26 protein-coding genes are annotated in these 23,036 nt (G+C 69.1%); all 26 read left to right on the plus strand.

Annotated features, from left to right (window positions below):
• The 26 genes from ACFUJ1_RS32130 to ACFUJ1_RS32255 all read left to right on the plus strand — a co-directional run bounded on the left by ACFUJ1_RS32130 (position 1) and on the right by ACFUJ1_RS32255 (position 23,032).
• Positions 1-1,488, plus strand: coding sequence for a phage portal protein (locus ACFUJ1_RS32130; protein ID WP_378651078.1), 1,488 nt, complete (start codon positions 1-3; stop codon positions 1,486-1,488).
• Positions 1,489-1,493: 5 nt separating this feature from the next.
• Complete coding sequence (locus ACFUJ1_RS32135) at positions 1,494-2,744, plus strand: hypothetical protein (protein WP_378651079.1); 1,251 nt, start codon at positions 1,494-1,496, stop codon at positions 2,742-2,744.
• Between the two features lie 88 nt (positions 2,745-2,832).
• On the plus strand, positions 2,833-3,462 hold the full coding sequence (locus ACFUJ1_RS32140; protein WP_378651080.1) for a hypothetical protein: 630 nt from the start codon (positions 2,833-2,835) through the stop codon (positions 3,460-3,462).
• Between the two features lie 63 nt (positions 3,463-3,525).
• Positions 3,526-4,686: an Ig-like domain-containing protein gene (locus ACFUJ1_RS32145; RefSeq protein ID WP_378651081.1), complete on the plus strand. Its 1,161-nt coding sequence runs from the start codon at positions 3,526-3,528 to the stop codon at positions 4,684-4,686.
• Positions 4,686-5,171, plus strand: a complete 486-nt coding sequence (locus ACFUJ1_RS32150) for a hypothetical protein (RefSeq protein ID WP_378651082.1) — start codon at positions 4,686-4,688, stop codon at positions 5,169-5,171. The genes ACFUJ1_RS32145 and ACFUJ1_RS32150 overlap by 1 nt, the downstream gene beginning before the upstream one ends.
• A gap of 2 nt (positions 5,172-5,173) precedes the next feature.
• A complete protein-coding gene (locus ACFUJ1_RS32155; protein WP_378651083.1) occupies positions 5,174-5,497 on the plus strand; it encodes a hypothetical protein in 324 nt (107 codons plus the stop codon).
• Complete coding sequence (locus tag ACFUJ1_RS32160; protein ID WP_378651084.1) at positions 5,497-5,829, plus strand: hypothetical protein; 333 nt, start codon at positions 5,497-5,499, stop codon at positions 5,827-5,829. The genes ACFUJ1_RS32155 and ACFUJ1_RS32160 overlap by 1 nt, the downstream gene beginning before the upstream one ends.
• Positions 5,826-6,371: a hypothetical protein gene (locus tag ACFUJ1_RS32165; protein ID WP_378651085.1), complete on the plus strand. Its 546-nt coding sequence runs from the start codon at positions 5,826-5,828 to the stop codon at positions 6,369-6,371. The genes ACFUJ1_RS32160 and ACFUJ1_RS32165 overlap by 4 nt, the downstream gene beginning before the upstream one ends.
• An 85-nt stretch (positions 6,372-6,456) precedes the next feature.
• The gene (locus tag ACFUJ1_RS32170; RefSeq protein ID WP_378651086.1) at positions 6,457-7,353 is read left to right on the plus strand and encodes an Ig-like domain-containing protein; all 897 of its coding nucleotides are present in this window, start codon (positions 6,457-6,459) and stop codon (positions 7,351-7,353) included.
• 84 nt (positions 7,354-7,437) lie between these two features.
• A complete protein-coding gene (locus ACFUJ1_RS32175; protein ID WP_378651087.1) occupies positions 7,438-7,749 on the plus strand; it encodes a hypothetical protein in 312 nt (103 codons plus the stop codon).
• 41 nt (positions 7,750-7,790) lie between these two features.
• Positions 7,791-8,171 (plus strand): hypothetical protein, encoded by a 381-nt coding sequence (locus tag ACFUJ1_RS32180; RefSeq protein WP_378651088.1) that lies wholly within the window; start codon positions 7,791-7,793, stop codon positions 8,169-8,171.
• A gap of 54 nt (positions 8,172-8,225) precedes the next feature.
• Positions 8,226-13,517 carry a transglycosylase SLT domain-containing protein gene (locus tag ACFUJ1_RS32185; RefSeq protein ID WP_378651089.1) on the plus strand — a complete coding sequence of 1,764 codons (5,292 nt, stop codon included), beginning with the start codon at positions 8,226-8,228 and terminating at the stop codon, positions 13,515-13,517.
• Positions 13,514-14,434, plus strand: a complete 921-nt coding sequence (locus ACFUJ1_RS32190; RefSeq protein ID WP_378651090.1) for a hypothetical protein — start codon at positions 13,514-13,516, stop codon at positions 14,432-14,434. Before ACFUJ1_RS32185 ends, ACFUJ1_RS32190 begins: the two co-directional genes overlap by 4 nt.
• Positions 14,431-16,137, plus strand: a complete 1,707-nt coding sequence (locus ACFUJ1_RS32195; RefSeq protein WP_378651091.1) for a hypothetical protein — start codon at positions 14,431-14,433, stop codon at positions 16,135-16,137. Before ACFUJ1_RS32190 ends, ACFUJ1_RS32195 begins: the two co-directional genes overlap by 4 nt.
• 40 nt (positions 16,138-16,177) lie before the next feature.
• Positions 16,178-16,687 carry a hypothetical protein gene (locus ACFUJ1_RS32200; protein ID WP_378651092.1) on the plus strand — a complete coding sequence of 170 codons (510 nt, stop codon included), beginning with the start codon at positions 16,178-16,180 and terminating at the stop codon, positions 16,685-16,687.
• Positions 16,684-17,406 carry a C39 family peptidase gene (locus tag ACFUJ1_RS32205; RefSeq protein WP_378651093.1) on the plus strand — a complete coding sequence of 241 codons (723 nt, stop codon included), beginning with the start codon at positions 16,684-16,686 and terminating at the stop codon, positions 17,404-17,406. Before ACFUJ1_RS32200 ends, ACFUJ1_RS32205 begins: the two co-directional genes overlap by 4 nt.
• Positions 17,406-18,254 (plus strand): glycoside hydrolase family 19 protein, encoded by an 849-nt coding sequence (locus ACFUJ1_RS32210; protein WP_378651094.1) that lies wholly within the window; start codon positions 17,406-17,408, stop codon positions 18,252-18,254. Before ACFUJ1_RS32205 ends, ACFUJ1_RS32210 begins: the two co-directional genes overlap by 1 nt.
• On the plus strand, positions 18,251-18,493 hold the full coding sequence (locus tag ACFUJ1_RS32215; protein ID WP_378651095.1) for a hypothetical protein: 243 nt from the start codon (positions 18,251-18,253) through the stop codon (positions 18,491-18,493). The genes ACFUJ1_RS32210 and ACFUJ1_RS32215 overlap by 4 nt, the downstream gene beginning before the upstream one ends.
• An 87-nt stretch (positions 18,494-18,580) precedes the next feature.
• The gene (locus tag ACFUJ1_RS32220) at positions 18,581-18,835 is read left to right on the plus strand and encodes a hypothetical protein (protein ID WP_378651096.1); all 255 of its coding nucleotides are present in this window, start codon (positions 18,581-18,583) and stop codon (positions 18,833-18,835) included.
• Positions 18,813-19,415 (plus strand): hypothetical protein, encoded by a 603-nt coding sequence (locus tag ACFUJ1_RS32225; RefSeq protein WP_378651097.1) that lies wholly within the window; start codon positions 18,813-18,815, stop codon positions 19,413-19,415. Before ACFUJ1_RS32220 ends, ACFUJ1_RS32225 begins: the two co-directional genes overlap by 23 nt.
• A complete protein-coding gene (locus tag ACFUJ1_RS32230) occupies positions 19,409-20,170 on the plus strand; it encodes a hypothetical protein (protein ID WP_378651098.1) in 762 nt (253 codons plus the stop codon). Before ACFUJ1_RS32225 ends, ACFUJ1_RS32230 begins: the two co-directional genes overlap by 7 nt.
• Complete coding sequence (locus tag ACFUJ1_RS32235; RefSeq protein WP_378651099.1) at positions 20,167-21,303, plus strand: hypothetical protein; 1,137 nt, start codon at positions 20,167-20,169, stop codon at positions 21,301-21,303. The genes ACFUJ1_RS32230 and ACFUJ1_RS32235 overlap by 4 nt, the downstream gene beginning before the upstream one ends.
• Positions 21,304-21,447: 144 nt before the next feature.
• Positions 21,448-21,906, plus strand: coding sequence for a hypothetical protein (locus ACFUJ1_RS32240; RefSeq protein ID WP_378651100.1), 459 nt, complete (start codon positions 21,448-21,450; stop codon positions 21,904-21,906).
• A 9-nt stretch (positions 21,907-21,915) separates the two neighbouring features.
• The gene (locus ACFUJ1_RS32245; protein ID WP_378651101.1) at positions 21,916-22,236 is read left to right on the plus strand and encodes a hypothetical protein; all 321 of its coding nucleotides are present in this window, start codon (positions 21,916-21,918) and stop codon (positions 22,234-22,236) included.
• On the plus strand, positions 22,233-22,550 hold the full coding sequence (locus ACFUJ1_RS32250) for a hypothetical protein (protein ID WP_378651102.1): 318 nt from the start codon (positions 22,233-22,235) through the stop codon (positions 22,548-22,550). Before ACFUJ1_RS32245 ends, ACFUJ1_RS32250 begins: the two co-directional genes overlap by 4 nt.
• A 92-nt stretch (positions 22,551-22,642) precedes the next feature.
• Entirely contained in the window at positions 22,643-23,032 is a 390-nt protein-coding gene (locus ACFUJ1_RS32255) for a hypothetical protein (RefSeq protein WP_378651103.1), read from the plus strand.
• The last annotated feature ends 4 nt before the right edge of the window (positions 23,033-23,036 follow it).

Here is a 23,036-nt window from a genome sequence, read left to right on the forward strand (position 1 = left end):
GTGACTGCGACTCTCGGTTCCGTAGCACCGTTCGCGGCCGCGGCTCAGCCGGAGCCGGTAGGCGAACAGCCCCCGCAGGGGCTGGCGGACGCGAAGCTGCTCGAATACGTCAGGGACGTGATGTGGCCGGCGTTCGAGGCCGAGCGCGAGCGGCTGCGGGTGATCGACCTGTGGATGAAGGGCGACCAGGCCGACTCCCGCGTCCCCAACGGCGCGACGAAGGAACTCAAGAACTTGCTCGCGTTGTCGAAGACGCCGTGGCTGGGACTCGTGGTCACCACGATCGCGCAGACGCTGTACGTGGACGGCTACAAGTCCCCGGAGGCCAAGGGCAACATCCCCGGCCCGTGGGCGACATGGAACGCCAACGGTATGGAGGTGCGCCAGCTCGCCATCCACCGCGGCGCGGTCGGCTACGGCTACTCCTACGAGACGGTGTTGCCCGGCATTGCCCCGGGAAATGTGCAGCGGGCTGTCATGCGGGGCGTCTCGCCGAAGCGGATGCTCGCGGTGTACGAGGACCCGGGCGCCGACGAGTGGCCCGAGCTCGCCATGAAGGTCGAACCGCAGCGCGGCGGAGCCATCCTCGTGAAGGTGCTCGACCACCAGTTCGTGCACCGGATGCTGCGCACCTCCGACGACAAGTGGACCTACCTCGGGCTCCAGGAGCACGGTGCCGGCGTCTGCCCGGTCGTCCGGTTCACCAACATGCTCGACCTGGAAGGCAACACCCCGGGCGAGGTGGAGCCGTTCATCCCGGTGGCCTCCCGGATCGACAAGACCGAGTACGACCGGCTGTCGGTGCAGCACCACAACTCCTGGAAGGTCTGGACCGCCTCGGGCATGGCGAATTTCGCCGAGTCCGAGGAGGAAGCGAACCTCAAGAAGCTGAAGCTGCGGATGGGCGACATCCTCATTGCCGAGGATCCCGACACGAAGTTCGGCACCCTCGACGAGACCGGACTGAAGGGGTTCATCGACGCCGCGGACGCGGACCGGGAATCGCTCGCCGCGGTGGCGCAGCTTCCCAGCCACCTGCTGACCGGGAAGCTGGTCAATCTCAGCGCGGAGGCTCTCGCAGCCGCTCGGGCGTCGCTGACGCAGAAGGCGTACGAGCGCAAGGTCTCCCTGGGGGCGGCGCACAGCCAGGCCCTGCGGCTGGCCGCCAAGCTCGACGGCGACATCGAGGCGGCGCAGGACGTGTACGCGCGGGTGACCTGGCAGGACGTGGAGGTTCGCTCCCTCGCGCAAGCGGTGGACGCGCTCGGCAAGGCCGCGCAGATGCTCGGGATCCCGAGGCAGTTCCTGTGGTCCCGCATCCCCGGCGTCACGGCCGACGACGTCAAGGAATGGGTGGACCACGCCCTAGACGACGATCCGCTGACGCAGTACCTGCGCGACTTCGACAAGAAGAACCCCGCTGCGGGCCAGTCATTCGGGCCGGATCCGACCGAGGGTGGCGCCCTCTACGAGGCGCCCGAGCTCTGAGCGCAGTGACTGCACCAGCTCAGCAGGAGCAGCCGCAGCAGACGAGTCAGGAGCTCGCATGGCTCGCGGCGTGGCTGACCATGAACCACCAGGAGGAGCAGTCCTCCATCGCCGCGAAGGTAGCGCTGGCCCTGATCCCGCTGTGGCGACTCCTGCGGCCCCGTGATCTGCGGTCGACGCAGGTGCCGTGGATCGAAGCGGTACTGCCGGTGGTGGAGTCGGCGTACGAGCGGAGTCAGTGGGCGGCGCAGCAGTTCGCGATCGACCTGCGGCACGCCCGCCTCCCTCGGGCCGAGGAGCTCGTGGGAGTGACCGGCGCCGAACCTGCTCGGGAGCGGCTACGCCCTGCGGACATCCCAGAACGGCTCCGCCGCGGCGCGGACTGGCCACAGGCCGAGGTGCTGGAGTCGTCGGAGTTCCCCGCGCGGCGGAGCGTGGCCAGCCTGCTCGGAACGGGGCCGGGGGAAGTGGTTCGCCGCCTCCCCGCGGTCGAAGCCGGCGACTCTGCGGAGGCCGATGCCAGCACGGCCGCTCGCGCGCTGTCGACGCGAGTCGCCGCCCGTATCGCGCTCGACGGCGGTCGGCGGGTGGTGCAGCGGGCGGTCGACCTCGATCAGGAGGCGATCGGGTGGGCTCGGGTGCTCAATGCCTCGCCCTGCTACTTCTGCGCCCTGCTGGCTTCCCGGGGCGCGGTGTACAAGGCGGACAGTTTTGCCTCCGCCGACGGGCGTTTCGACGGCGACGGGATCGCGAAGACGCACGACAAGTGCCGGTGCGGCATGAGGCCCGTGTACAGCCCGAATGACTTCTTCGACCACACCGCGGCGGATGCGCTGCGGCAGTGGAAGGAGGTCAAGAAGCTCCGCCTTCCGAATGCCGAGGGTGTCCGGGAGTACCGGCGCCGATACACGACCCCGCCTCCGCCGCCGTTCCCGAGAGTCGACGCCCACTCGCTGATCGTGCAGCGCAACCGGCTGCTGAACGACGGGTTCGCCCCCGATTCCGATCAGGTGGTGTGGTTCGACCAGCAGATCGGCCGCTTCGGCGTCCTCATCGACGGCGGAGCAGTGACGCCCCGCAAGGGAGGTGCTGTGGCCGAGATGTACACGCCCACCGCCTCGGGGATGCAGCGAGCGCTGCGCGAGCTCTCCACCGCTTACGCGAGCCAGCTGCGTCGCGGAGTCGATCAGGGCTCCAAGGGGATGCAGTGGTATCGCCGCAGGATCGCCGAGCTGGAAGACCAGCTGGCCTCATGACTCGGTCGCCTTCGGGCGGCTGTGCGCCTACGTCCGGCGCATCCCAAACGGACGGCATAGCCGACGGGCTCAAACGGAAGAGGAACCCATGCACATCGACGATCTGCCGATCCATCCCACAACCGGCCTGCGGGCTCTGGGAATCGGTCGCCGCGGCCCCATCTGGCCGATCATCGGCGCCTCCGAGGACCACGATCCCGACGAACCGGCCGGTGACGATCCGGTAGCGCCGCCGCAGGACGACCCCCCGGCCGACCCTGCACCCGCGTTCCAGCCCATCACCTCGCAGGCCGACCTGGACAGGATCATCGGCCGCCGGGTCGGGCAGGAGCGCGCGAAGTACGCGGACTACGACGACAAGAGCGCCAAGGCCGCGGAGTACGAGAAGCTCGAGGACGCGAAGAAGTCCACCGAGCAACGTCTCAACGACCAGCTCAACGCCGCGAACTCGAAGCTGGCCGCTCTCGAGCTGAACCAGCTCCGGCGCGAGATCGCCGACGCGAAGGGTCTGCCCGCCAAGTTCGCCAAGCGCCTCACCGGGACCACCCGGGAGGAGCTGGAGGCCGACGCGGACGACCTGCTCGACACCATCCCGACGCCCGACCCTCCCGTGGTCCTGTCGCAGAAGCCCCGGGAGAACCTGCGCGGCGGTGGCCGTCCGGACGAAGAGCCGGAGGAGACCGACCCCTACAAGCTCGCCGCGAAGATCCCGCGCTGAGCCCCACGCCACCCCCGTTCGGCATGAGCGGCACACGGTGGCTCTCGCCCCCAGGAGGTACTCATGCCGAACGTCTTCGAGAAGCCCACGCGGGTCGTGGACACCGCGATCGGGCTACTGCTCCGTGAGATCGTGCTCCCGCGCATCGTGTGGACCAACGGGATCGGCGACTTCGCCGGGACCCTGAACGACTCCGTCACCATCCGCATCCCGGCCCGCACCAAGGCGCGGCGCCGCGAGCTGCGCGCGACCGGCAGCGCCCGGAACATCCAGCTCGACAACCTGACCGAGACCAAGATCGCGGTCGAACTCACCGACGATGTCTACAACGCCGTGCCGGTGACCGACGAGGAACTCACGCTCGACATCGTCAACTTCGGCAAGCAGATCCTCGTTCCGCAGGTCCGGGCGGTGGTCGAGGGGCTCGAGGACGACATCGCGAAGATGATCCAGAGCGCGCCCTACCAGACCACCATCCACGTCGGCACCGGCGACGGTGCCACCTGGGAGGCGTACGTCAAGGCCCGCAAGACGCTCAACACCTCCGACGTGGACATGGGTGAGCGCACCCTCGTCGGCGGGGCGGCCTGGGAAGCGGCGCTGCTCACCGACCCGCAGTTCGTTCGCTACGACCACACCGGCGACTCGAACAACACCGCGCTGCGCGAGGCCAAGATCGGCCGCATCGGCAACACCGAGTTCGTCACCTCCAACGCCCTGCGCGAGGGGGAGGCATACCTCTACCACAAGTCGGCGTTCATCTTCGCCAACCGGGCGCCCCTGGTGCCGAAGGGCGCTGTCTACGGCGCCACCCGGACGGAGGCGGGCCTGTCGCTGCGGGCGATCCAGGACTACGACGCGATGACCTCGACCGACCGCTCCATCGTCAACTCCTACGCCGGATACAAGGCCGTGGAGGACCCGGAGGAGGGGTTCGTGCGCGGCGTGCGGTTGCTGCTGACCGTGACCTTCATCGAGGTCAAGCCCGGTGCCGCGACCATCGCTGCGGCGGCCACCCAGCAGTTGAAGGTCTTCGACTCGAACGGCTTCGACGTCACCGCGTCCTGCACCTTCACCAGCTCGGCGACCTCGAAGGCCACCGTGAACTCGTCGGGCCTGGTCACCGGCGTCGCGGCGGGTACTAGCACCATCACCGCCACCTACCAGCCGGTGACCGGTGGCTCGACGGTGACCGACACCTGCGCGATCACGGTCACCGCCTGATGACCGCGCCGAGCATCGCTGAAGCCACCGCCCTCGGCGTCCGGCTGGGGGAAACCCTGACCGGCGCCGACCTGGCGCGCGCGCAGGCCAATCTCAGCGATGTCTCGGCGTGGGCTCGGGAGGAAGCCGAGCAAGAGTGGCCGAACGCCCCAGCTGGCGTCCCGGCCGCGGTCGTCGTGGTCGTGCTCACCGCCGCGCGGCGGATGTATGAGAACCCCGAGGGGTTCCTGTACGAGACCATGGGCCCGATGTCGGGCTCCCGCGCGGCGTCCACCGTCACCGGCGGGGTGTTCACCGAGCCCGAGCTGAAGATCCTGCACCGCTGCCGTCCTCGCGGGGGTCTGTGGACGCTGTCCACCACCCGCGGGGACGACGACGCGGAGACCGGGTTCGTGTCGGACTCCACCCCCGGCTCGGATCCGATCGCCTACGTCGCGGCCGGTGACCCCGGCTTCGACCAGGCTGACCACTACCCGGGGTTCTGACCGTGTGGCGCGGGAAGACGTGGGAGTTCACTCGTCCCGCCGAGCAGGATCGCACCGGCGACTACGGCTCCGACAGCAAGTTCACCGTCTCGGGCTGCCTGTACTGGACCTCGTCGGAGGTGGAGGAGTCGTTCGGGCGCAACACGATCACGGCCAGCGGGATCCTCGCGGTCCCGCACACCAAAGACGTGCGGGTGACCGATCGGCCGAAGTCTCCGGCCGGGGACAAGTTCACGATCGTCGGCCAGGCCCGGTGGGGCGAAGCGCATCCACTCACCGGGCGCCGTTTCGGATTCAAGTTCTTCGAGGTCAAGGAGGTGCAGTGATGGGAGACATCGTCATGTACCCCAAGCCCAACCCGTTCATCACCGACTGGCTCAAGGGGCCTCGGGCTCGCGCGATCGTGTTCGAACTCGCCGAGATGTACCAGGCGCTCTACCGCGAGACCGTCGCCAAGGACACGGGCGCTCTGGCGGCTTCGGCGCGGGTCTACACCGACATCGAGGACGACAGGTGGACGGGGTTCATGGTGGTCGGCGGCGCAGGTGCCCCCCACGGGTTGCCGCACGAGTACGGCAGTGGCCGCACCAACCCCGACAATGCGCTGCCTGCTGCGAACGACCTCAACACCATCCTGAACCTGATGGCGACCCTGTGACCCTCCGGCTCCCGGATTGGTTCGAGGGCGGCTTCCCCGACGGGGAGCTGCTCGTGCTCGACGCGCTGCAGCCCGTCCTCGACGAGGTCGACGTCCTCGACCGAAACGGTGACCCGGTGCTCGACGCCGGCCAGCCGCGGCGGCCGACGGGCTGGACGCACCTGCCCGACAACTTCGCCGACCGCCTGCCCATCGTCCGCGTCTACCGCGGCGGCGGCGCATCGGACATGGGTGTACTGAAGGACCCTGCGGCGGTGCAGCTCGCGGTGATCGCCGACACCCGGGCCGAGTCCTGGCAACTGATGGAGCTGTGCCAGCAGTGGCTGCTCACCTACTACCGCGGCGGCGCAGTCGTCCGCGAAGGCGGGGCCACGACGCAGATCCAGGGCGTCGAGGAGCTGATCGGACCGCAGTACGTGCCGGAGCTCAACCCGGACAAGCGGATGGTGGTGCGCACCTTCCGGGTCACCTGCCGCCTGCCGCGCGGGCTGCCGAACTACGAGCGCATCCGCGAGCAGAAGGTCCGCGCCCTCCTTCCGTAACCCCACCCCCCACTCCACCGCGAGTCCGCCCCGGGCGCGCGGCAGTCCGCCTACCCCGGGCGACCCCGATTGAGGAGAAACCATCATGGCCGACTTCGCCACCGACGTGAGGCAGGGCAACTCCGACCTGCAGATCGGCGCCCTGGATTGGGCGATCTACCTGGCCCCCAAGGGCACCGCCATCCCGGTCGACTTCACCAGCTCGTCCGGCGTGCTGCAGCCCCTGCCGAACACCTACATCCCGGTGGGCAACCTGGACAAGAAGGCGGCGACGAAGCTCGCGACCGCCATCAACTCCACCCCCGTGGAGACCTACGGCGAGCAGGGCCCGACCCGGATCATCCGGAAGAACCGCGACACCACCTTCGACTTCGCCATGCAGCAGACCACGGCGGTCACCCAGGGCCTGTACTGGGGGCAGGACTTCACCGAGGTCACGGCCAATCCGGCGAGCGGCGAGACCCACCTGGTCATCGCCGAGTCGGCGTTCAACCTCGAGTACAGCCTCGTGGCGATCGGGATGGACGGCGAGGTCGACGAGGAGATCTACACCATCCTCGACTCCGGCCGCGCCACCCTGCAGAAGTCCGGCGACATCACCTACAACGACGACGGCATCGCCGTCTACCCGGTGACCCTGCAGACCCTGAAGCACAAGACCCTCGGCTACGCCACCCGCATCACCTATGCGGGCGCGGGCTGGAAGCCGCTGGCGGCGGAGGCGGGCTTCCTGGCTCCGGCGACCTCGATCGTCGTGCACCCGGGTACCGCCGCGCTGGGCGTGGGTGAGCTGGCGCAGCTCACGGTGATCGACAACAACGGCGTGAACCGGACCGCGGACGCCACCTACACCTCGTCGGCGCCCACCAAGGCCACCGTCTCTACCTCCGGCCTCATCACCGGCGTGGCGGCGGGCACCTCGACGGTCACGGCCGCGCTCTCCGGCGCGGGCAACGACACCTGCTCGGTGACCGTCTCCTAACCCCTCGATCGCCGTCCGCGCCCCTCCCCGGCAGGCGCGGGCGGCCCCAACCCTGCCGGGGACTGATGCCGGGGAGGCAACAGCATGGCAACGCAACCGATCGGCCGCTTCTACGCACTGCAGCAGGAAGTCGAGGTCCCGGAGCCCTACGTCCTGACCTCGAAGATCAAGATCCCCCCGCCCACGCGCAGGCAGATGAAGGCAGTCCGCGCCGCCAAGACGGTGGAAGACGCCGACCGCCTGTTCCTCGGGAGCCACTACGACGCGATCGTCGAGCTGTTCGACGACCGGCCCGACCAGGAGTGGACCGCCTTCAGCACGGAGGTCTGGGAGCACTTCTTCGGCAAGGGGATCAACGATGTCGAGGGAAAATCGAGGGAGTCCTCCGACTCGTAGAGGACCACTGGGACGACCTGGAATGGGACTTCCAGGACCGCTTGCAGTGTGACGCCCTGGACTGGATTCGCCGCAAGCGTTCCTGGCCGCAGTTCTTCCGCTTCGCCCGCAAGCTGGCCCGCATCCCGGGCACGGCCTACAACTCGGCGCTGATGCTCGACCCGAAGCTCGCTGAGCTCCGCAAGGGTCTGCCGAAGGCGAAGAACCCGCCGCTGTTCGGCTGGACGGCCGAGATGCACCTCCTCGCCGACGCTGTGGATATCGCGCTCAAGAAGGCGACCCACGACCCCAAGGCGAGCATTCCGCGTCCGCTCACCGCGGTCGACCACCTGAGCCTGTCCAAGCGGCAGGCCGGGATGAACCGGCTCATCGCCACCTTCTCACCGCAGCACGTCCGTCTCACTCCGCAGATCGAGCCGTAGGGAAGGAGGTGAAGTAAGTTGCCTAGCTTCGACGCCGGCACCGCAGGTATCAAGATGAAACCGGTATTCACCGGCTTCAAGACTGCAGCCGAGAACGAGCTGAAAGCCATCCAGCTCTCGGCCGACGTCAGTATCGGCGCCGACACCGCTGTCGCCGCAGCAGAGATCGAGAACCTGAAGCGGGCAGCGCGGGAGAACCAGTCGTTCGGCGTCCACGCCGACACCATCCTGGCGCGGGCGCAGTTGGCCGCCTTGCGGAACGAGGCGAACTCCCCGCTGACCTTCACCGCCACCATCGGCGGTGGGGGTGCTGCGGCGGGGCAGGTGCGGCGGCTTTCCGCCCAGCTTCGGCGGGCGGCCACGGTCACGTTCGCCATCTCCGGCGTCCTCGGCACCGGTGCGGTGCTGGCCGATATCGCCGCGATCACCGCGGCGGCGGCGCAGGCAGGCAAGGCGGTCTCGCTGATCCCTGCCATCGGATTCGGCGTGCTCGCTGGCGGTGGTGCGCTCGTGACCGGTGCCAGCGGGATCGGCGGCGCCTTCAAGGCCATGACCGCGGCCACGAAGGAGGCCGGGGCCGCGGCGTCCGATCAGGGACAGCGGCAGTCCGAACTGGCCGACAAGCAGTACCAGGTCTCGAAGTCGAGCAGGGACATCCGCGCCTCCCAGCAGAACCTGAGCGACGTCTACAAGCAGACCTCGCGCTCGATCCGCGACATGAACTTCGAGCTCGTCGATTCCAAGCTCGCCGCGCAGGACGCCTCGCTGAGCGTGGAGGAGGCGGCTCAGCGGCTGACGGAGGTCAGCTTCGACCCCACCGCGGACTCGACCAGTCGCAAGCGGGCTCAGCTCTCCTACGACCAGGCCGTGTCCCGGATGCGGCAGCAGCAGGTGCAGACCCAGGACCTCGCCGAGGACACCGCCGAGGCCAATGCCCGCGGCGTGGAGGGCTCCCGGGAGGTGGAAGCTGCTCGGAACCAGGTGACGGACGCGATCCACGCTCAGGGTCAGGCCATCGCCGCCCTCAACGAGGCCGAAACCAAGGCATCCGGCGGCGGGAAGCAGGACGAGCTCGAGGCCGCCCTGGCGAAGCTGTCGCCGAGCGCCCGCCGGGCAGTTGAGGACGTCCGGGCGCTCGGGCCCGCGTGGACCGACGTCCGGAAGGCGTCCCAGGAGGCGCTGTCCACCGAGATGGGCCCGGCGATCACGCGGCTCGCTGACGCTCAGCTCCCTGCCTTGCGGGACGGGTTCTTCGGGATCAACACGGCGATCAACGGCGGGTTGCGGGACTCGATCCGGTCTCTCTCCTCCGACGTCAACAAGATCGACTTCCGGACCGCGCTCACGAACACCTCCATCGGATTCGGCAACGCCGCGGGAGCCGCTGGCCCGCTGACCGATTCGCTGACCAAGCTCATCACGGTCGGCAGCACATTTACGCCGATGTTCGGGCAGGGCATGGCGGACGCCGCCGGCCGCTTCAACAAGCGGATCCAGGAAGGTGCCGCCGACGGCAGCCTGCGCGAGACGATGAACGCGGGCATCACCGCGACCCGGGAGCTCGTCTCGATCACGGGCAACCTCGGCGGGAGCATCGGCAGCATCTTCCGAGCAGCGGCCGCCGGTGGACCCACCTTGCAGAGCATCGACGACCTCACCCAGCGGTGGAGGGAGTTCCTCCGCTCCACCGAGGGGCAGGAGCAGCTCAAGGCCTTCTTCGACGAGGCCCGCGACGGCGCCGAACACCTGAAGCCGATCCTGCAGGACCTGCCGGAGATCCTCGCCGCGATCTGGGACGGCTTCCAGGCCATCTCCGCGGTCACGTCCCCGCTGATCAACGCCGTCACCTCCCTCGCCGCGGCCCAGCCCGAGCTGACCTCCGCTGTCACCGCGGCGATCGTGGCCTTCCTCGGCTTCCGGGCGATCGGCCCGATGCTCGGCGGGGTCCGCAACGGCATCACCACGACCTCGGGTGCGATGGCTACGATGCGCGGTCACGCCACGGGCGCGGTCACCGCGCTGCGCGGGATGGCTACGGCCACCGGCGGTGTGGCGAACGTGGCCGGTGTCGGCGCCACACAGCTCGGCCGGTTCGGATCCGCCATCCAGCAGGCCGGCACGCACTCGCCTGCGATCGGCCGGATGCAGACGGCGTACCTGAACGCGGCTGCGGGCGCGGACCGTTTCGGGCGCAGCGCAGGTACCGCGGCGGCAGCCGTGTCGGGCATTCGCTCGGCCGCCGGTTCGGCATCCGCCGCGCTCGGCGGGCCGTGGGTGATCGGGCTCCTCGCTGTCACCGCGGCGGTGGTGAAGTTCAATGCCGACGCCCGCGAGCACGAGCAGCGGATCAACGCAGTCTCGGCGTCCTGGCGGGATCTCGGCCTCGCCCGCGACGACATGCTGCGCTCCCTGCAGGCCTCCGGTGGCGGGACGGACGAGGGCAACCTGGCGAAAATGGTCGGCCAGGTCGGCCAGTTGAACGCGGCGATCAAGTCCTCGGCGGCCAACCGCACGGAGTGGTCGGAGTGGCGGGCGCTGACGCAGGCGCCGTGGAACGACAACGTGGGCAAAGAGAACAACATCGCCGACCAGTACAAGGCTGCGCAGGAGGCGATCGAGAAGCTCGGCGTGTCCGAGCAAACCATCGCCGAGCAGCTCAGCAATGACGGCTCGTGGGCGGAGCTGAAGGCGAAGCTGGAGGGGATGGGCAAGGGCGGCGAGTTCGCCGCGAAGAACTACCAGTGGCTGCGGGATGAGATGATCCGCGCCCGCGACATCGCCCGTGCGACGACGCCGGGGTTCTCGCAGCTCACCGAGGCCGTGAAGGTGCTGGCCTCCACGAGCTCGACGAGCGCGGACCGGCTCAATGCGATGAAGTCGGCGTTGGATGCGCTGTCCGGGAAGCCGGTTGACGCGCAGCTCGCGCTGGCCGCCTACAACGAGCAGCTCCGCGCCACCGCCGACCTGGCCGCGAGTTTCGATGCCTCGCAGGGGTTCGGCTCGCAGCTGATCTCCGACGACGGCACGGTCAACACCGCCACCGCGAACGGCGGCAAGCTGCTGACCACCCTGATCAATATCAAGGAGAAGACCCTCGAGGTCGGCGCCGCGGGCGGCGATCTGGACGCCCGCCTGGCCGACAACGCGAGACAGTTCGAGACGCTGGCGGGGGCCACGGGGCTCTCGATCGAGCAGATGAACGGGCTCGCCGCCGCCACCGGGCTGATGCCGGAGTTCATCGTCCCGCTGGTGAAGCTCGAGGGCGCCACTGACACCCAGCAGAAGCTGCAGGTGCTGGCGATGATGGTGCGCCAGGCCGACGGCAAGCCGATCAACATCCCGACCGAGTTGCTGGACGACAAGGCGCGCGCCGCGCTGAAGCAGTGGGGCGTCGACGTCCAGGTGGTGGCGGACAACCCGGTCATGACCTCGCTGAACGCGAACACCGACCCGGCCCGGGTGGCACTGGACAACTTCATCAAGGAGCCCCACACCCTCACCCTGAACGTCGAGCTCGCGAAGTTCGCGGGCAAGAAGTTCACCGGCACCGCGGCCATCGACCTGTCGACCCCGGGCAACGCATCCGGCGGGCGCCTGCCGACCACCGGGCCCGGTACCGAACGGACAGACGGGTTCCTGGGCGTGGCCGCGGCGACGGGTGCCCCGATCGCGCGCCTCGACGGCGGGGAGTGGGTCGTCAACCGGCACTCCTCCGACACCTACGGCGCCGAGCTCGCCGCGATCAATGCCGGCGTTTTCCCGAAGCTGCCCGGCTACGAGACCGGCGGCCGGATCGGGCAGGGCCCCACCTACGGGTCGGTCGTGGAGGGCATGAGCGCGGTCGTGGCCGCGAAGTTCCCGGGCATGCAGCTCACCTCCGGGCTGCGGTTTACCGACGACGGCCACCACTCCACCGGCAACGCCGCGGACTTCTCCAACGGCTCGGACTCCACTCCGGAGATGCGGGGGCTGGCGGCCTACATCGCCGCGAATTTCCCGCAGTCGCTGGAGCTGATCCACTCCCCGTTCTCCGGCAACATCAAGAACGGCGCGAACGTCGGCGACGGGATGAGCACCTACGGGGCCTCGACGATGGCCGAGCACCGCAACCACGTCCACTGGGCGATGGCGACCGCGCCGTCGATCCCCTCCGCCGCCGCGGTTCCGGGCTCGACCTCGACCACGCCGGGTATCGCGGGTGCGCCGTCGGCGACGACACAGTCGGTGATCAGCCCGCAGGCCGCGCTCCCGGGCAAGCGCAGCGACGAGGAGTTGCAGCGCCTGCAGGGTGAGGCTGCGGTGGATGTGGCGAATTCGGAGCGGAACAAGGTCTACGCGGACCCCTCGTCCACCGAGCAAGATCGCCTCGCTGCGGACCTGAAGTACCAGCAGGCGCAGAACTCGCTGGAATCCGCTGCGAAGAAGGGTGACTCGGCGGACCTGTCGCTGCAGGGGATCTTCTCGAAGGCGGGCGGGATCCTGGCCGAGGGCATCCTGTCGGGGCTCGGGCTGGAGAACTCGATCCTGTCCAGCAACAACGTCTACAACCGGGCGCTGAACACCACCGCCGACTTCTACGGCAACAAGAACGGGCAGCTCGGCCAGCCAGGCGGCTACGCCTACCAGCCGAAGAACCTGCCCTCCACAGTCACCACCATGACCCCTGCGGCGACCACGACCGATCCGGTGACCGGGGAACCGGCCGCGCCGGCATCGTCGAGCGGCGGCCCGGTGGACGCGGTGAAGAAGGCCGTCGCTCCGGCGGGCTGGGACACCGGCAGTCAGTGGAATGCCCTGGATGAGCTGGTGTCGCACGAGTCCAGCTGGGACCCGAACGCGCAGAATCCGAACTCCACCGCCTACGGCCTGTTCCAGTTCCTGGACCAGACCTGGGGCACGGTCGGCGGGTCGAAGACCTCCGACCCGCACATGCAGGGCGTGTACGGGCAGCGCTACATCGAGCAGCGCTACGGCGACCCGGCTTCGGCGTGGTCGTTCTGGCAGGCACAGAACCCGCACTGGTACGACCAGGGCGGTGTCGCGGTCGGCAAGGGGCTGATGGCGAAGAACATCATCCGCCCAGAGCGGACCCTGTCCCCGCACCAGACCGAGACCTACGACTCGGTGCTGCCGCTGCTGGAGTCGATCAACGCCTCCGCCTGGGCGTCGGACCGGCTGGGCGCCGACCGGTTCACCGCGGCGCCGAGCGCCGTGGCGGCCGGGGCGAGCTACGACTTCTCCACCCACCTCACCGGCACCCGCGTGGCCGACGTGAACGACCTCGTCGACGTGGCTGAAAGGCGGGCGCATGTGAAGACCGTCGGCCTGATGGCGGCGCTCCCGTGAGCGATTTCCTCCGCCTCACCCTCATCGGTGTGTCCGGGCGGCGGTGGGAGATCTCCGGCCCCGGTCAGGGCCGCGACGGCGTGGAGCTGATGCCGAAGCCGAAGCAGTTCTACGACTCCCCGGCGGAGACGTTCTGGATCAAATCCGGCGGCTCGCTGCAGAAGTACCAGGGGTTCAGCTTCAAGCGCCGCGACCCCCTGTTCGGGCTGTTCATCTCCGGCGACGACGCCGAGGACGAGGCGGAGATCCACTCGCAGATGCGGATGGACCTCGGCATGTACGACCAGCAGTTCGAGCTGGAAGCCGAGACCACGCGGTGGGGCATCCGCCGTTTGAAGATGCGGTTGCTCGAGGACCCGAAGGCATTCGAAACCGGCGAGTGGGAGGGCAAGGACCCGCATCTGTTCGGGGCCTCGACGCTGTGGGTCTCGGCGGCTGCGGAGATGCCGCACTGGTACGCAGACGATCCCGAGACCGAGTCCTGGACGCTCACTGCTGGAACATCGGGGTCGACGAACCACTTCCTGCACCCCGGCAACCCGGGGGACGTGGTGGTCTTCCCGCGGTGGACGCTCAACGGACCAGCCACTTGGACCATCTGCGATCCGTCGCTGGGGCAGGAGATCGACTTCCAGCGGCCCGCGGGCGCGGACACCAACCTCACCTACCCGGTGACCCCGCTGCTGGCCGGTGAGCATGTCGAGCTCGACACCAACCAGTCCGAGCCGTTCATGCTCACCTCCGCGGGCGGGCTCGGACCGTGGATGCGGTCGAACGGCCGGGAGCTGATCTATCCGGTCGCGCCCTTGACTCCGCCGTTCGAGACCACGGTGTCGGTGACCGGCGCGACCGCGGGCGTGACGGCGACGATCGAGTGTGACCGTTGGTTCTCCCGACCGCTCGGGGTGTCACTGTGACGGCGATGCTCACCCACGAGCAGATCCGAGCAGGGTGTCAGGCCAAGCGCGACGAGCTCAACGCGATGCGCCGCGCCCGCCCGCTGCCGCGGTTGTGGACGAACAAGCCGGACGGCTCCCCGGGGCTGATCCTGATGGGCGCCGTCGAGGACTCCATCAGTGGCGAGTTCCCCTGGCGCCGGAATCAGTTCGGCACCACGGGCACCCTGCGGCTGCGGATGGACCACTACCTCGCCAAGTGGCTCATCTCCATCCCGGACGACCCCGATGCGAAGAAGAACGTCGTCATCACCGTCGACCACTACGGCGGCAAAGTCCGCTGGTCGGGGATCCTGAAGTACTTCAAGGCCGTCAAGAAGGGCGGCCTGTGGTACTTGGACATCACGTTCATCGACGACCTGCAGTACCTGCAGTTCATGCTCGGCGCCCCGAATCCGCTTCTGCCGATCCCGATTTTCCAGTTCCCCCGGGTGCTGCCGCTGTTCGGGCCCGCCAAGTGGGCGATCTCGATGATGATCCTGCTGAACCTGATCCGGATCGAGGGCAACCTCTGGACGCTGCCGGACGACCCATTCGCCACCGGCAGTTGGGGTGGACTGTTCGACTGGTCGTCCTGGCAGGTGCTGATCAAGGCCAAGCCCATCGACCTGGACGACAGCTCGATGTGGACGCTGATCGCGACCCGCATGAACCGCATGGACCAGATCATCGAGAACGCCCTCGACGACGCGCAGCTGACCATGCGGTACCGGCGCATCCTCACCGTCGACGGCGAGACCTCCGACGTCCCCGGTGTACCCGAGGTCGCGAATGGGGCGTTGGTGCTGGAGGTGGTGGACACCTCCGGCTACTACTCCCCGGACGGCACGGCAACCGGCGGCGGCCTGGCGGGCGGATTCGACCGGACGGTCCAGGGCTTCGCCTCCGGGTTCGTCGAGGACATCCAGACCTTCACCGGCGACCCGCAGTCCTGGCCGGCCAGCTACTACGACCCCACCTATCTCGGGCCGGGTGATCCGACGCGGACGTGGATCGTGATCCGGGACTCGAAGTACAGCGCGGTGGAGACCTCGGAGTGGACGTGGGGTCCGGCGACCGCGGTGCGGGCGATCGTCGGCGGCGACAACCCCCTCGTGGACCAGCTCGCGCGGCTCACGATCGAGAGTATCGGGGCACTGATCGGCTACTTCCTCCTCGGGGGATTCTCCGGGCTCGGGTCGATCGTTGCGGACGTGATCATGCCGTTCCTCGTCGGCACGATCCTGGCGTGGCTGCAGTGGCAGAACCACGGCCGCGCGCACCAGCTCGGCTGGGTGCATCTGTGGGAGGTCTTCGGGCAGGGCGCCGAGAACAACGCCTGGTCCCTCGGCGCTGTGGTGGCCCTGCGCGGCGCGTTCCTTGCAACGAAGGCGCAATCGGCGCACGTGATGTCGCTCGGCTCCGGCGGCCGGTTCCTGCCCGGGTTGATGTTCATGCCCGGCGACCGCATCGGCAGCACGTTTGAGCAGGCGACCTCGAAGATCCGCGTGGACCAGGTGGAGGAAGTAACCCTGGGCTGGGATTTCGAGGCCGGGCGCCCGCACGAGTACTCGGCACAGATCGGGCAGGCGACCGCGGCGATGACCGCAGCGGAGCGGATGAGCCGTCAGATCACCTTCGCGTTATCCGTGATCAGCAACATCGGCGTTCACATTGTGAGCTAGGTCACACATTGCCAGTATCGACAGATTCCGAGGTGAGCACATGGACATCCAGGAGCTGATGGGCGACTCGGCCCAGCTGCAGCAGGACGCGGCGGACATGTCCGACCCGCGCCAGCATCTCGCCTGGGCGCTGTTGTTCTTCCCGTCGCCGAACCCGCAGATGGGCGGGGTGCCGATCCAGCCCGCCGTCCGTCCGCTGTTCTCGCAGCTGCTGTGGGATCTGGGGTTCCGGCACGACCCCGAGTTGCAGACGAAGTGGTTCACCCCCGGCGATCACCCGGAGGGTGGCTGGCTGAACGTCCCGAACGTCGTGGATCGAGCGGCCTATGCCGAATGGCAGGCCGCCCACTCCGACCCGGACGCCGAAGCCGAGAAATGGCGCGGCACGGCGGAGTCCCTGCTGGGTGTGCTGAACCCGAAGCTGGCCGGGCGGATCGAGGACATGACGCCCGAGGAGCGGGCGGCGGCGCGGACGACGTACCGCCAGCAGATGCCCGCGGCGTTCGACCGGCTCGCAGACCTCAAGCAGCAGATGGAGGAGGGCTCGTGACCGAACGGGTGCTGGACTACGACCGCGCGGTGGTGCGACAGGAGACCGGGTGGTGGTGCGGGCCCGCGTCCACGCAGACCGTGCTGAATTCCCTCGGCATCGTCAAGCCGGAGCGGGACTTCATGCGCGAGCTCGAAGACCTCGAGGGCAACACCGGGTGGGACGATCAGGACGGCACGGACAGCATCCGGCAGATCACCACGGTCCTCAACGGGTACGCCCCCGGCTACGTCACCCGCCAGCTGCCGAACGATCCGCCCACCGCCGAGCAGGTCGACCTGTTGTGGCGCGACATCACCGCTTCGATCGACGCGGGGTTCGGGGTGGTCGCCAACATCGACGCCCCGGTGTCGAACTACCCGCGCGGCGTGAAGGGCAGCACCTCGCCGCGGTACGGGGGCGGCGAGGTGCTGCACTACTTCGCGGTCATGGGCTACGACGACGACCCCCGGCTGCGCGCGGTGTGGATCGCGGACTCCGGGTTTCCGCCCTACGGGTACTGGATGAGCTTCGACCAGCTCGCCTCGCTGATCCCGCCGAAGGGCTATTCGGCCAACCTGTCCGGGGCGAAGAAGCGGACGGCGGATGAGGAGCTGAGCAAGCGCTACCTCTCCCGGTCGAAGTATCGAGCAGACGACGACGAGGGTGACACGCTCGCCGGCTACATCCTGAACATCGACGCGCGGGTGCACGAACGCTCCATTGAGGGCCGGGCCTGATGGACGCCGGGACGCTGGCCCGCGCGATGGGGCAGGCGCTCCCGCTGTCGCAGTACGCCCTGCTGACCCCGGCGTTCAATGCGGCGATGCTCGCGGCCGGGTGCACGACGGTGGAGCGGGCGGCGATGTGGTGCGCCCAGCTCGGGCACGAGTCGGTCGGGCTCAAGTTCATGGTCGAGCTGTGGGGCCCGACCCCCGACCAGCGCACCTACGACGGCCGCATGGGCAACGGGCCGGGCGAGGGGTACCGGTACCGCGGCCGCGGCCCGATCCAGATGACCGGGAAGAACAACTACCGGGCTTGCTCGCAGTGGGCGTTCGAGCGCGGCCTGGTGCCGACGCCCACGTTCTTCGTCGACGACCCCGACGCCGCAGCGGATCTCACCTACGGGTTCGTCGGCGCCGTCTGGTACTGGACCGCCGCTCGGCCGATGAACGGCTTCGCTGACCGCCGCGACCTGGAAGGCGCGACCCGCGCCATCAACGGCGGCTTCAACGGTCTCGATGACCGCCGCCGCCGCTGGAATACCTGCCTCGCGTTGGGCGAGGCGCTGCTGCCGACCGAAGGAGATGGCATGTCTGCAGCCGACGACGAACTGACCAAGCGGTTCCCGAGCCGCTCGAAGTACCGCAGCTACGGCCGCGACGGCGAGGAGATCCTGGTCGACACCGCGGTCGGTTTCATCCTCAATATCGACGCCCGCATCCACGAGGAGCACGTCGAGCGCGAGGCCCGCAACGGTGCCCCGTGGGCGATCGCCCTGGTGCGCAGGGAAGCCGCCAAGACCGACCCCGAGGACGAGGACGCCCGAGCGCTGCTCGCCGAGATCGAAGGAGCCAAGAAGTGAACCCGTTCAGCTACAAGCCGTCTCAGATCGCGAAGTTCCTCGTCGCCCTGCTGGGCGCCGTGGTCGGCCTGTTGGGCGTCGCGGCGGACACCTTCGCCAGCGGCACCCTCGCATCGGTCGGGCAGTGGGCAACCACGGCCGCGCTGATCGTCACCCCGATCTGGGTCTTCCTGCAGAAGGTCGAACCCTGGATGGGGATGATCGACGGCCGCCTGCCTGGGAGCGGCGACCACAACTGAGCCAGAACACCGGGCCTGGGGCGGGCTACGGCTACTGCTCGAGAAGGGACCGGGAGTTGTGCAGTTGTGGAGAGGTGGTGAGGCGGCGTGGACGAGAAGGTGTTCCTTCTCCTGGTGAAGGTGCTGGCCGGGATCGCGATTGCGATCACCGCGGGATTTCTCTTCAGCTTCGTCGTCATGCCCATCGTGAAGGCGGACTACGAGCCGCCCACCGACCTGACCGCTGTCATGTCGGCGGTCATCACCGCCCTGATCACCCTTCTCGGCGGCGCCTACTTCAAGTCGCGTCGGGCCGCGAAGGACGGAGAGGACGAGCCGGATGGTGGTGAAGATGCTCAGTGAGTACTGGGCGGCCCTGCTGGTAGGCGCGGCGGTCGGGTTCGTGGTCGGCGTGGTCACGCTGCTGCTGCTCGGGTTTCGGCGTGTGCACCGCGGCGACCGGACCCTGATCGTTCCCGAGCTCGATCGGCGCTCGGTGGGTGAGCGGCTGCGGGGATGGCGGGACCGTGCGGTGGCCTCGCCGCTGCGCCCCCGCGCGTTCGTGGCGATCGTCGCGCTGGCGGTGGCGACCGTGGTGGCCGGTCTGGTGCAGAACACGCTGTTCAATCTGCACCAGACCAGCTGCAACGCCGACTTCCAGTCCACCACCCTCGAGCTGCGCCAGATCGCCACCAAGGACCGAGAGCTGGAGAACCGCGACGACGGCCTGCGCAACACCAGGGACGACCTCATGTCCACGCTGGTGAAGGCGCTCGCCTCCCCGCCGCCACTCTCCGACCCGCAGGCGTACACCCAGCGCCTGCTGCAGGACTACAACACCGCGGTCGCCGCGCTCGACGTGGAGCGGAACAAGCTCATCGCCGAACGCAAGGATCTCGAGGACCAGCGGAAGGCGCAGCCCGCCCCGCAGGAGCGGTGCTGAGCATGCGTCTCGGCAAGCTGCCCGCGCGGATCAACAGCGTCCACCTGCGCCTGTCGACGTACCTGGACGTGGCCGCGGTCAGCCCGCTGATCCCGGCCGCGTTCGGGCCCGACCTGCCTGCGCTCCCGATGCTCGGCGCCGACGAGGCGCGGTGTGGGGTGTGGGCGGGCTTCGCCTACGAAGCCATGCTCGCCAGCAGGGAAGCCGGGGCGCCAGTCGGGTTCTCGGCCGGGTCGGTGCTGTCGGACTACGCCGCGGTCACCGGCCACAACCCTGACGACCCCGCCACCGATGTCGGTACCGACCTCCAGGTGGCGGCGTCCTACCGGCGCCGCGTCGGGATCCTGGACAACACCGGGGCCCGGCATCGGGTCGGCGCCTACGCGACCCTCACGATCGGCGACCCCGAGCAGCTTGCCGCGGCCGTCTACATCTTCGGCTCCGTCGGCGTCGGCCTGCGCATCCCCGGCCACGCCCTCGACGACTTCGCCGCCGGGCGCCCGTGGAAGTCCCAGCAGGGTCTCCCGCCGATCACCGGGTGCCATTACGTGCCCGTCGTCGGCCGAGCAGGCAACGGCAACTTCCTCGGCCTCGCCTGGGGGCGGGTGCAGGAGATCGAACCCATGTTCTACCGCCGCTACTGCGACGAGGTCATCGTCTACTTCAGCGAGGAGTTCATGACCGCACCCGTCAGCCCGCCCGGCTTCGACCGCGCGCAGCTGCTCATCGACCTCCAGGCATTCACGAGGCGATGACCAACCCCGCCGGTCCTAGCGGGCTACAGCCCGGACAGTGGGGCGTCACTGGCAACGGCGGTATCCCAGCCAAGGCCAGTCACACCGAGGGCAACGTCAAGACGACGCTCCAGAACCGGTTCGCGTCCGACCAGTTCTCCGGGCTGGGCGGCGGGCTGATCGCGATGATCGTGTCGTTCATCGGCGCGGGAATCGCGGCCATCCTCGGCGGATTCGCGACCGTGCTCGACGCCATCAACCACACCGTCAACGACGACTACGTGGCCCAGCTCCCGACGATCACCGACCACAGCCAGCGCCTGGCCGACGTCGAGGAGCAGTTCTACCAGCTCGTCCTGCAGGGCAACGCCATCGTCTTCATCGACGGCGACACCTACATCCCAACCCCGGGCGTGCTGTCGATCGACATCATCCTCATCGCCGCCGGAGCGGGTGGTGCGGCGGGCCGCTGGGATGTGCTGGCCGACCTCCGCTCCGGCGGCGGTGGCGGTGGCGGCGGTGGCGAGGTGCACGACTCGATCCCGGCCGCGCTCCTGCCCGTGGACGGCTCCGGCAATTTCCTCCCGATCCCGATCGAGATCGGGACGGGCGGGACGGGCGGCACCGGGTCGGGCAGCCCCGGCCAGGGCGGTGGCAACACCGACTTCGGGTCGGGAGACTCGATGCTGTCGGCGATCGGCGGCAACGGCGGCGCCGTGCTGGCCACCAACGCGGGATCGCCGGGTGGCATCGGCGGCGTCGGCGTCATCACTGGCGGCGCGGGCGGCCGTGGCGCGGCGGGCAACGGCGGGATCTCCGCGACCAACGGCGGGAACTCCTCCTCCGAAGCTGAGATCGCTGGCGGCGGCGGCGGTGGCGGTGGCGGTGGGACGCCGATCTGGTCGGCGATGCTCGGCGGTGGTGGCGGCATCTCCCCGGGTGGTTCCAGCCCGGGGGCCGCGGGAACCGTGCCGTCGACCCTGGTCACCACCGGCGGCGGCGGGGGCGCTGGCGCGAACAGCGGCAATGCCCGCGCGGGCAACGGCGCCAAGCCGGCAGGCGGTGGCGGTGGCGGGTACGGCGGCAGTGGCGCATCGACGAACGGTGGCCATGGCGCCAACGGCATCGCCTTCATCATCGAAAGATTCACCTGAGTGGCGAACGCCACCACGAACTTCCGCGTCTACACCAGCGACGCCACATGGACCAAGCCTCCCCGATGCCGTCGCGTCGACGTGCTCGTGCGCAGCGCCGGGGGCGCGGGGAGCGCCAGCGTCGGAGGCGGTGGCGGTGCCGCGGTGCTCATCCGGCGAATCGACGCTGCGGACCTGGACGCCGCGGTCGCCGTGCTCGTGGGCGCGGGCGGCACCGCGGGTGGCGACGGTGCCGACTCGGCATTCGGGGACGTCGTCGCGCCTGGCGGCAAGGGCGGCAGCAACGGCGGGGCCGGGGCGGTGGTCGCGGGGATGCGCGGCGGCAACGGCGGGACGGCGGGCCAACCGGGGGAATCGGTCAACTCCGGTGTCCTCCGGCAACTTGCCGGAGGTGGCGGCGGTGCGGGGTCCGGCTCCACGGGCGGGCGCTCCGGCCGCGTCACTGCGGGCACGAGCAACCCGCCCTACTGGCAGTGGTGCCAATCCGGCGGCGGCGGCAACGCGGGCCAGGCAGGCGGATTTCCCTGCGGGGGTGGGGGCGCCGGGGCCGCTGGGGCCGCCGGGGTTGTGACCGTCATCGAGTACATCGCTCCCGAGGTGTGAGGAGAAGATATGCCCATTGCCTATGACCTCGGCGAAGCGAGCAGCTTCATCGGTCGAGCGCGGCACTACCGGCTGGATCCACCGGTAGTGATCGACGGCCGCAGCCACGAGTACGTGGTGCTGGCGATCACCCCGCGCATGTACAGCGCTGCCGCAGAGATCCGGGCGTACCCGGCGACCGAGTTCGGGACGTGCGCGGAGGTGACTCTGTCGCGGAGAGTCGGGTCGTTCACGCTGCGCGACGACTACACCCCCGGTGACGAGGCGTACGAGGACGGCGTGCGGTGGCTGTCGCTGCAGCACCTCGGCGGATACGAGGTCGAGCAGTGACAGGCCAGCTGTTCCCCCACAAGTTCAAAGACCCGCTGGCGGTCCTGGACTTCAAGTTCACGTGGGGGCAGGTGCACCGCGACGACCCGCCGTGGCTCCAGCCCGGGGAGGTCATCCAGACCGCCACCATCACCATCAGCCCCTCCGGGGGTCTGGCGCTGGAATCCAGCGAGATCACCGACAGCGGCAAGGCGGTCACCGCCTGGCTCTCCGGCGGCACCGCGGGCGCCAGCTATACGGTGCGCTGCCGCATCGTCACCTCCGCCTCCCGCACCGACGTCCGCTCGATGACCTTGGTCGTCCAGAACAGATAGGAACCCCCATGACAGCGTTCGGCATCAACTTCGAGGCGGAGGCGGAAGTCACTCACGCCGACGGCAGCACCGACACCCAGGAGGACTGACCCGTGACCGTGGGACTGCACCCCGCCAACCTGGCGAACAAGATCCTCGACCACCTGCGCGGAGGCACGGCCTGGTCTCAGCCGTCCGGCATCTACATCAAGCTCCATGTGGGCGACCCCGGTTCGGCCGGCACCGCCAACCCGAGCGCGGTCACCACGCGCGCGCAGGCGACTTTCAGCGCCGCGGCCTCTGGAGCGATCGCGCTCACCGGCACCAACCCGTCGTTCTCGATGACCACCACCGAGACGGTCACCCACGTCAGCGCGTGGGACTCCTCCAGCTCCGGGAATTTCCAGTGGTCGGCGGCACTCTCGGCGTCGAAGAGCGTCGTCAGCGGCGACACCCTCACCCTGACCAGCCTGGGTGTGTCCCTGGCCCCTCTGGCCGCGTAGCGCC

This window comes from Nocardia sp. NPDC057227 (assembly GCF_042669725.1).
GTDB classification, from domain to species: domain Bacteria; phylum Actinomycetota; class Actinomycetes; order Mycobacteriales; family Mycobacteriaceae; genus Nocardia; species Nocardia asteroides_A.

What these genes read in the sequence shown, in the direction of transcription:
- ACFUJ1_RS32140 (WP_378651080.1), top strand. Translation starts at nt 2,833, where the DNA reads ATGCACATCGACGATCTGCCGATCCATCCCACAACCGGCCTGCGGGCT.
- ACFUJ1_RS32145 (WP_378651081.1), top strand. Translation starts at nt 3,526, where the DNA reads ATGCCGAACGTCTTCGAGAAGCCCACGCGGGTCGTGGACACCGCGATC.
- ACFUJ1_RS32150 (WP_378651082.1), top strand. Translation starts at nt 4,686, where the DNA reads ATGACCGCGCCGAGCATCGCTGAAGCCACCGCCCTCGGCGTCCGGCTG.
- ACFUJ1_RS32160 (WP_378651084.1), top strand. Translation starts at nt 5,497, where the DNA reads ATGGGAGACATCGTCATGTACCCCAAGCCCAACCCGTTCATCACCGAC.
- ACFUJ1_RS32170 (WP_378651086.1), top strand. Translation starts at nt 6,457, where the DNA reads ATGGCCGACTTCGCCACCGACGTGAGGCAGGGCAACTCCGACCTGCAG.
- ACFUJ1_RS32175 (WP_378651087.1), top strand. Translation starts at nt 7,438, where the DNA reads ATGGCAACGCAACCGATCGGCCGCTTCTACGCACTGCAGCAGGAAGTC.
- ACFUJ1_RS32185 (WP_378651089.1), top strand. Translation starts at nt 8,226, where the DNA reads ATGAAACCGGTATTCACCGGCTTCAAGACTGCAGCCGAGAACGAGCTG.
- ACFUJ1_RS32200 (WP_378651092.1), top strand. Translation starts at nt 16,178, where the DNA reads ATGGACATCCAGGAGCTGATGGGCGACTCGGCCCAGCTGCAGCAGGAC.
- ACFUJ1_RS32210 (WP_378651094.1), top strand. Translation starts at nt 17,406, where the DNA reads ATGGACGCCGGGACGCTGGCCCGCGCGATGGGGCAGGCGCTCCCGCTG.
- ACFUJ1_RS32225 (WP_378651097.1), top strand. Translation starts at nt 18,813, where the DNA reads ATGGTGGTGAAGATGCTCAGTGAGTACTGGGCGGCCCTGCTGGTAGGC.
- ACFUJ1_RS32235 (WP_378651099.1), top strand. Translation starts at nt 20,167, where the DNA reads ATGACCAACCCCGCCGGTCCTAGCGGGCTACAGCCCGGACAGTGGGGC.
- ACFUJ1_RS32245 (WP_378651101.1), top strand. Translation starts at nt 21,916, where the DNA reads ATGCCCATTGCCTATGACCTCGGCGAAGCGAGCAGCTTCATCGGTCGA.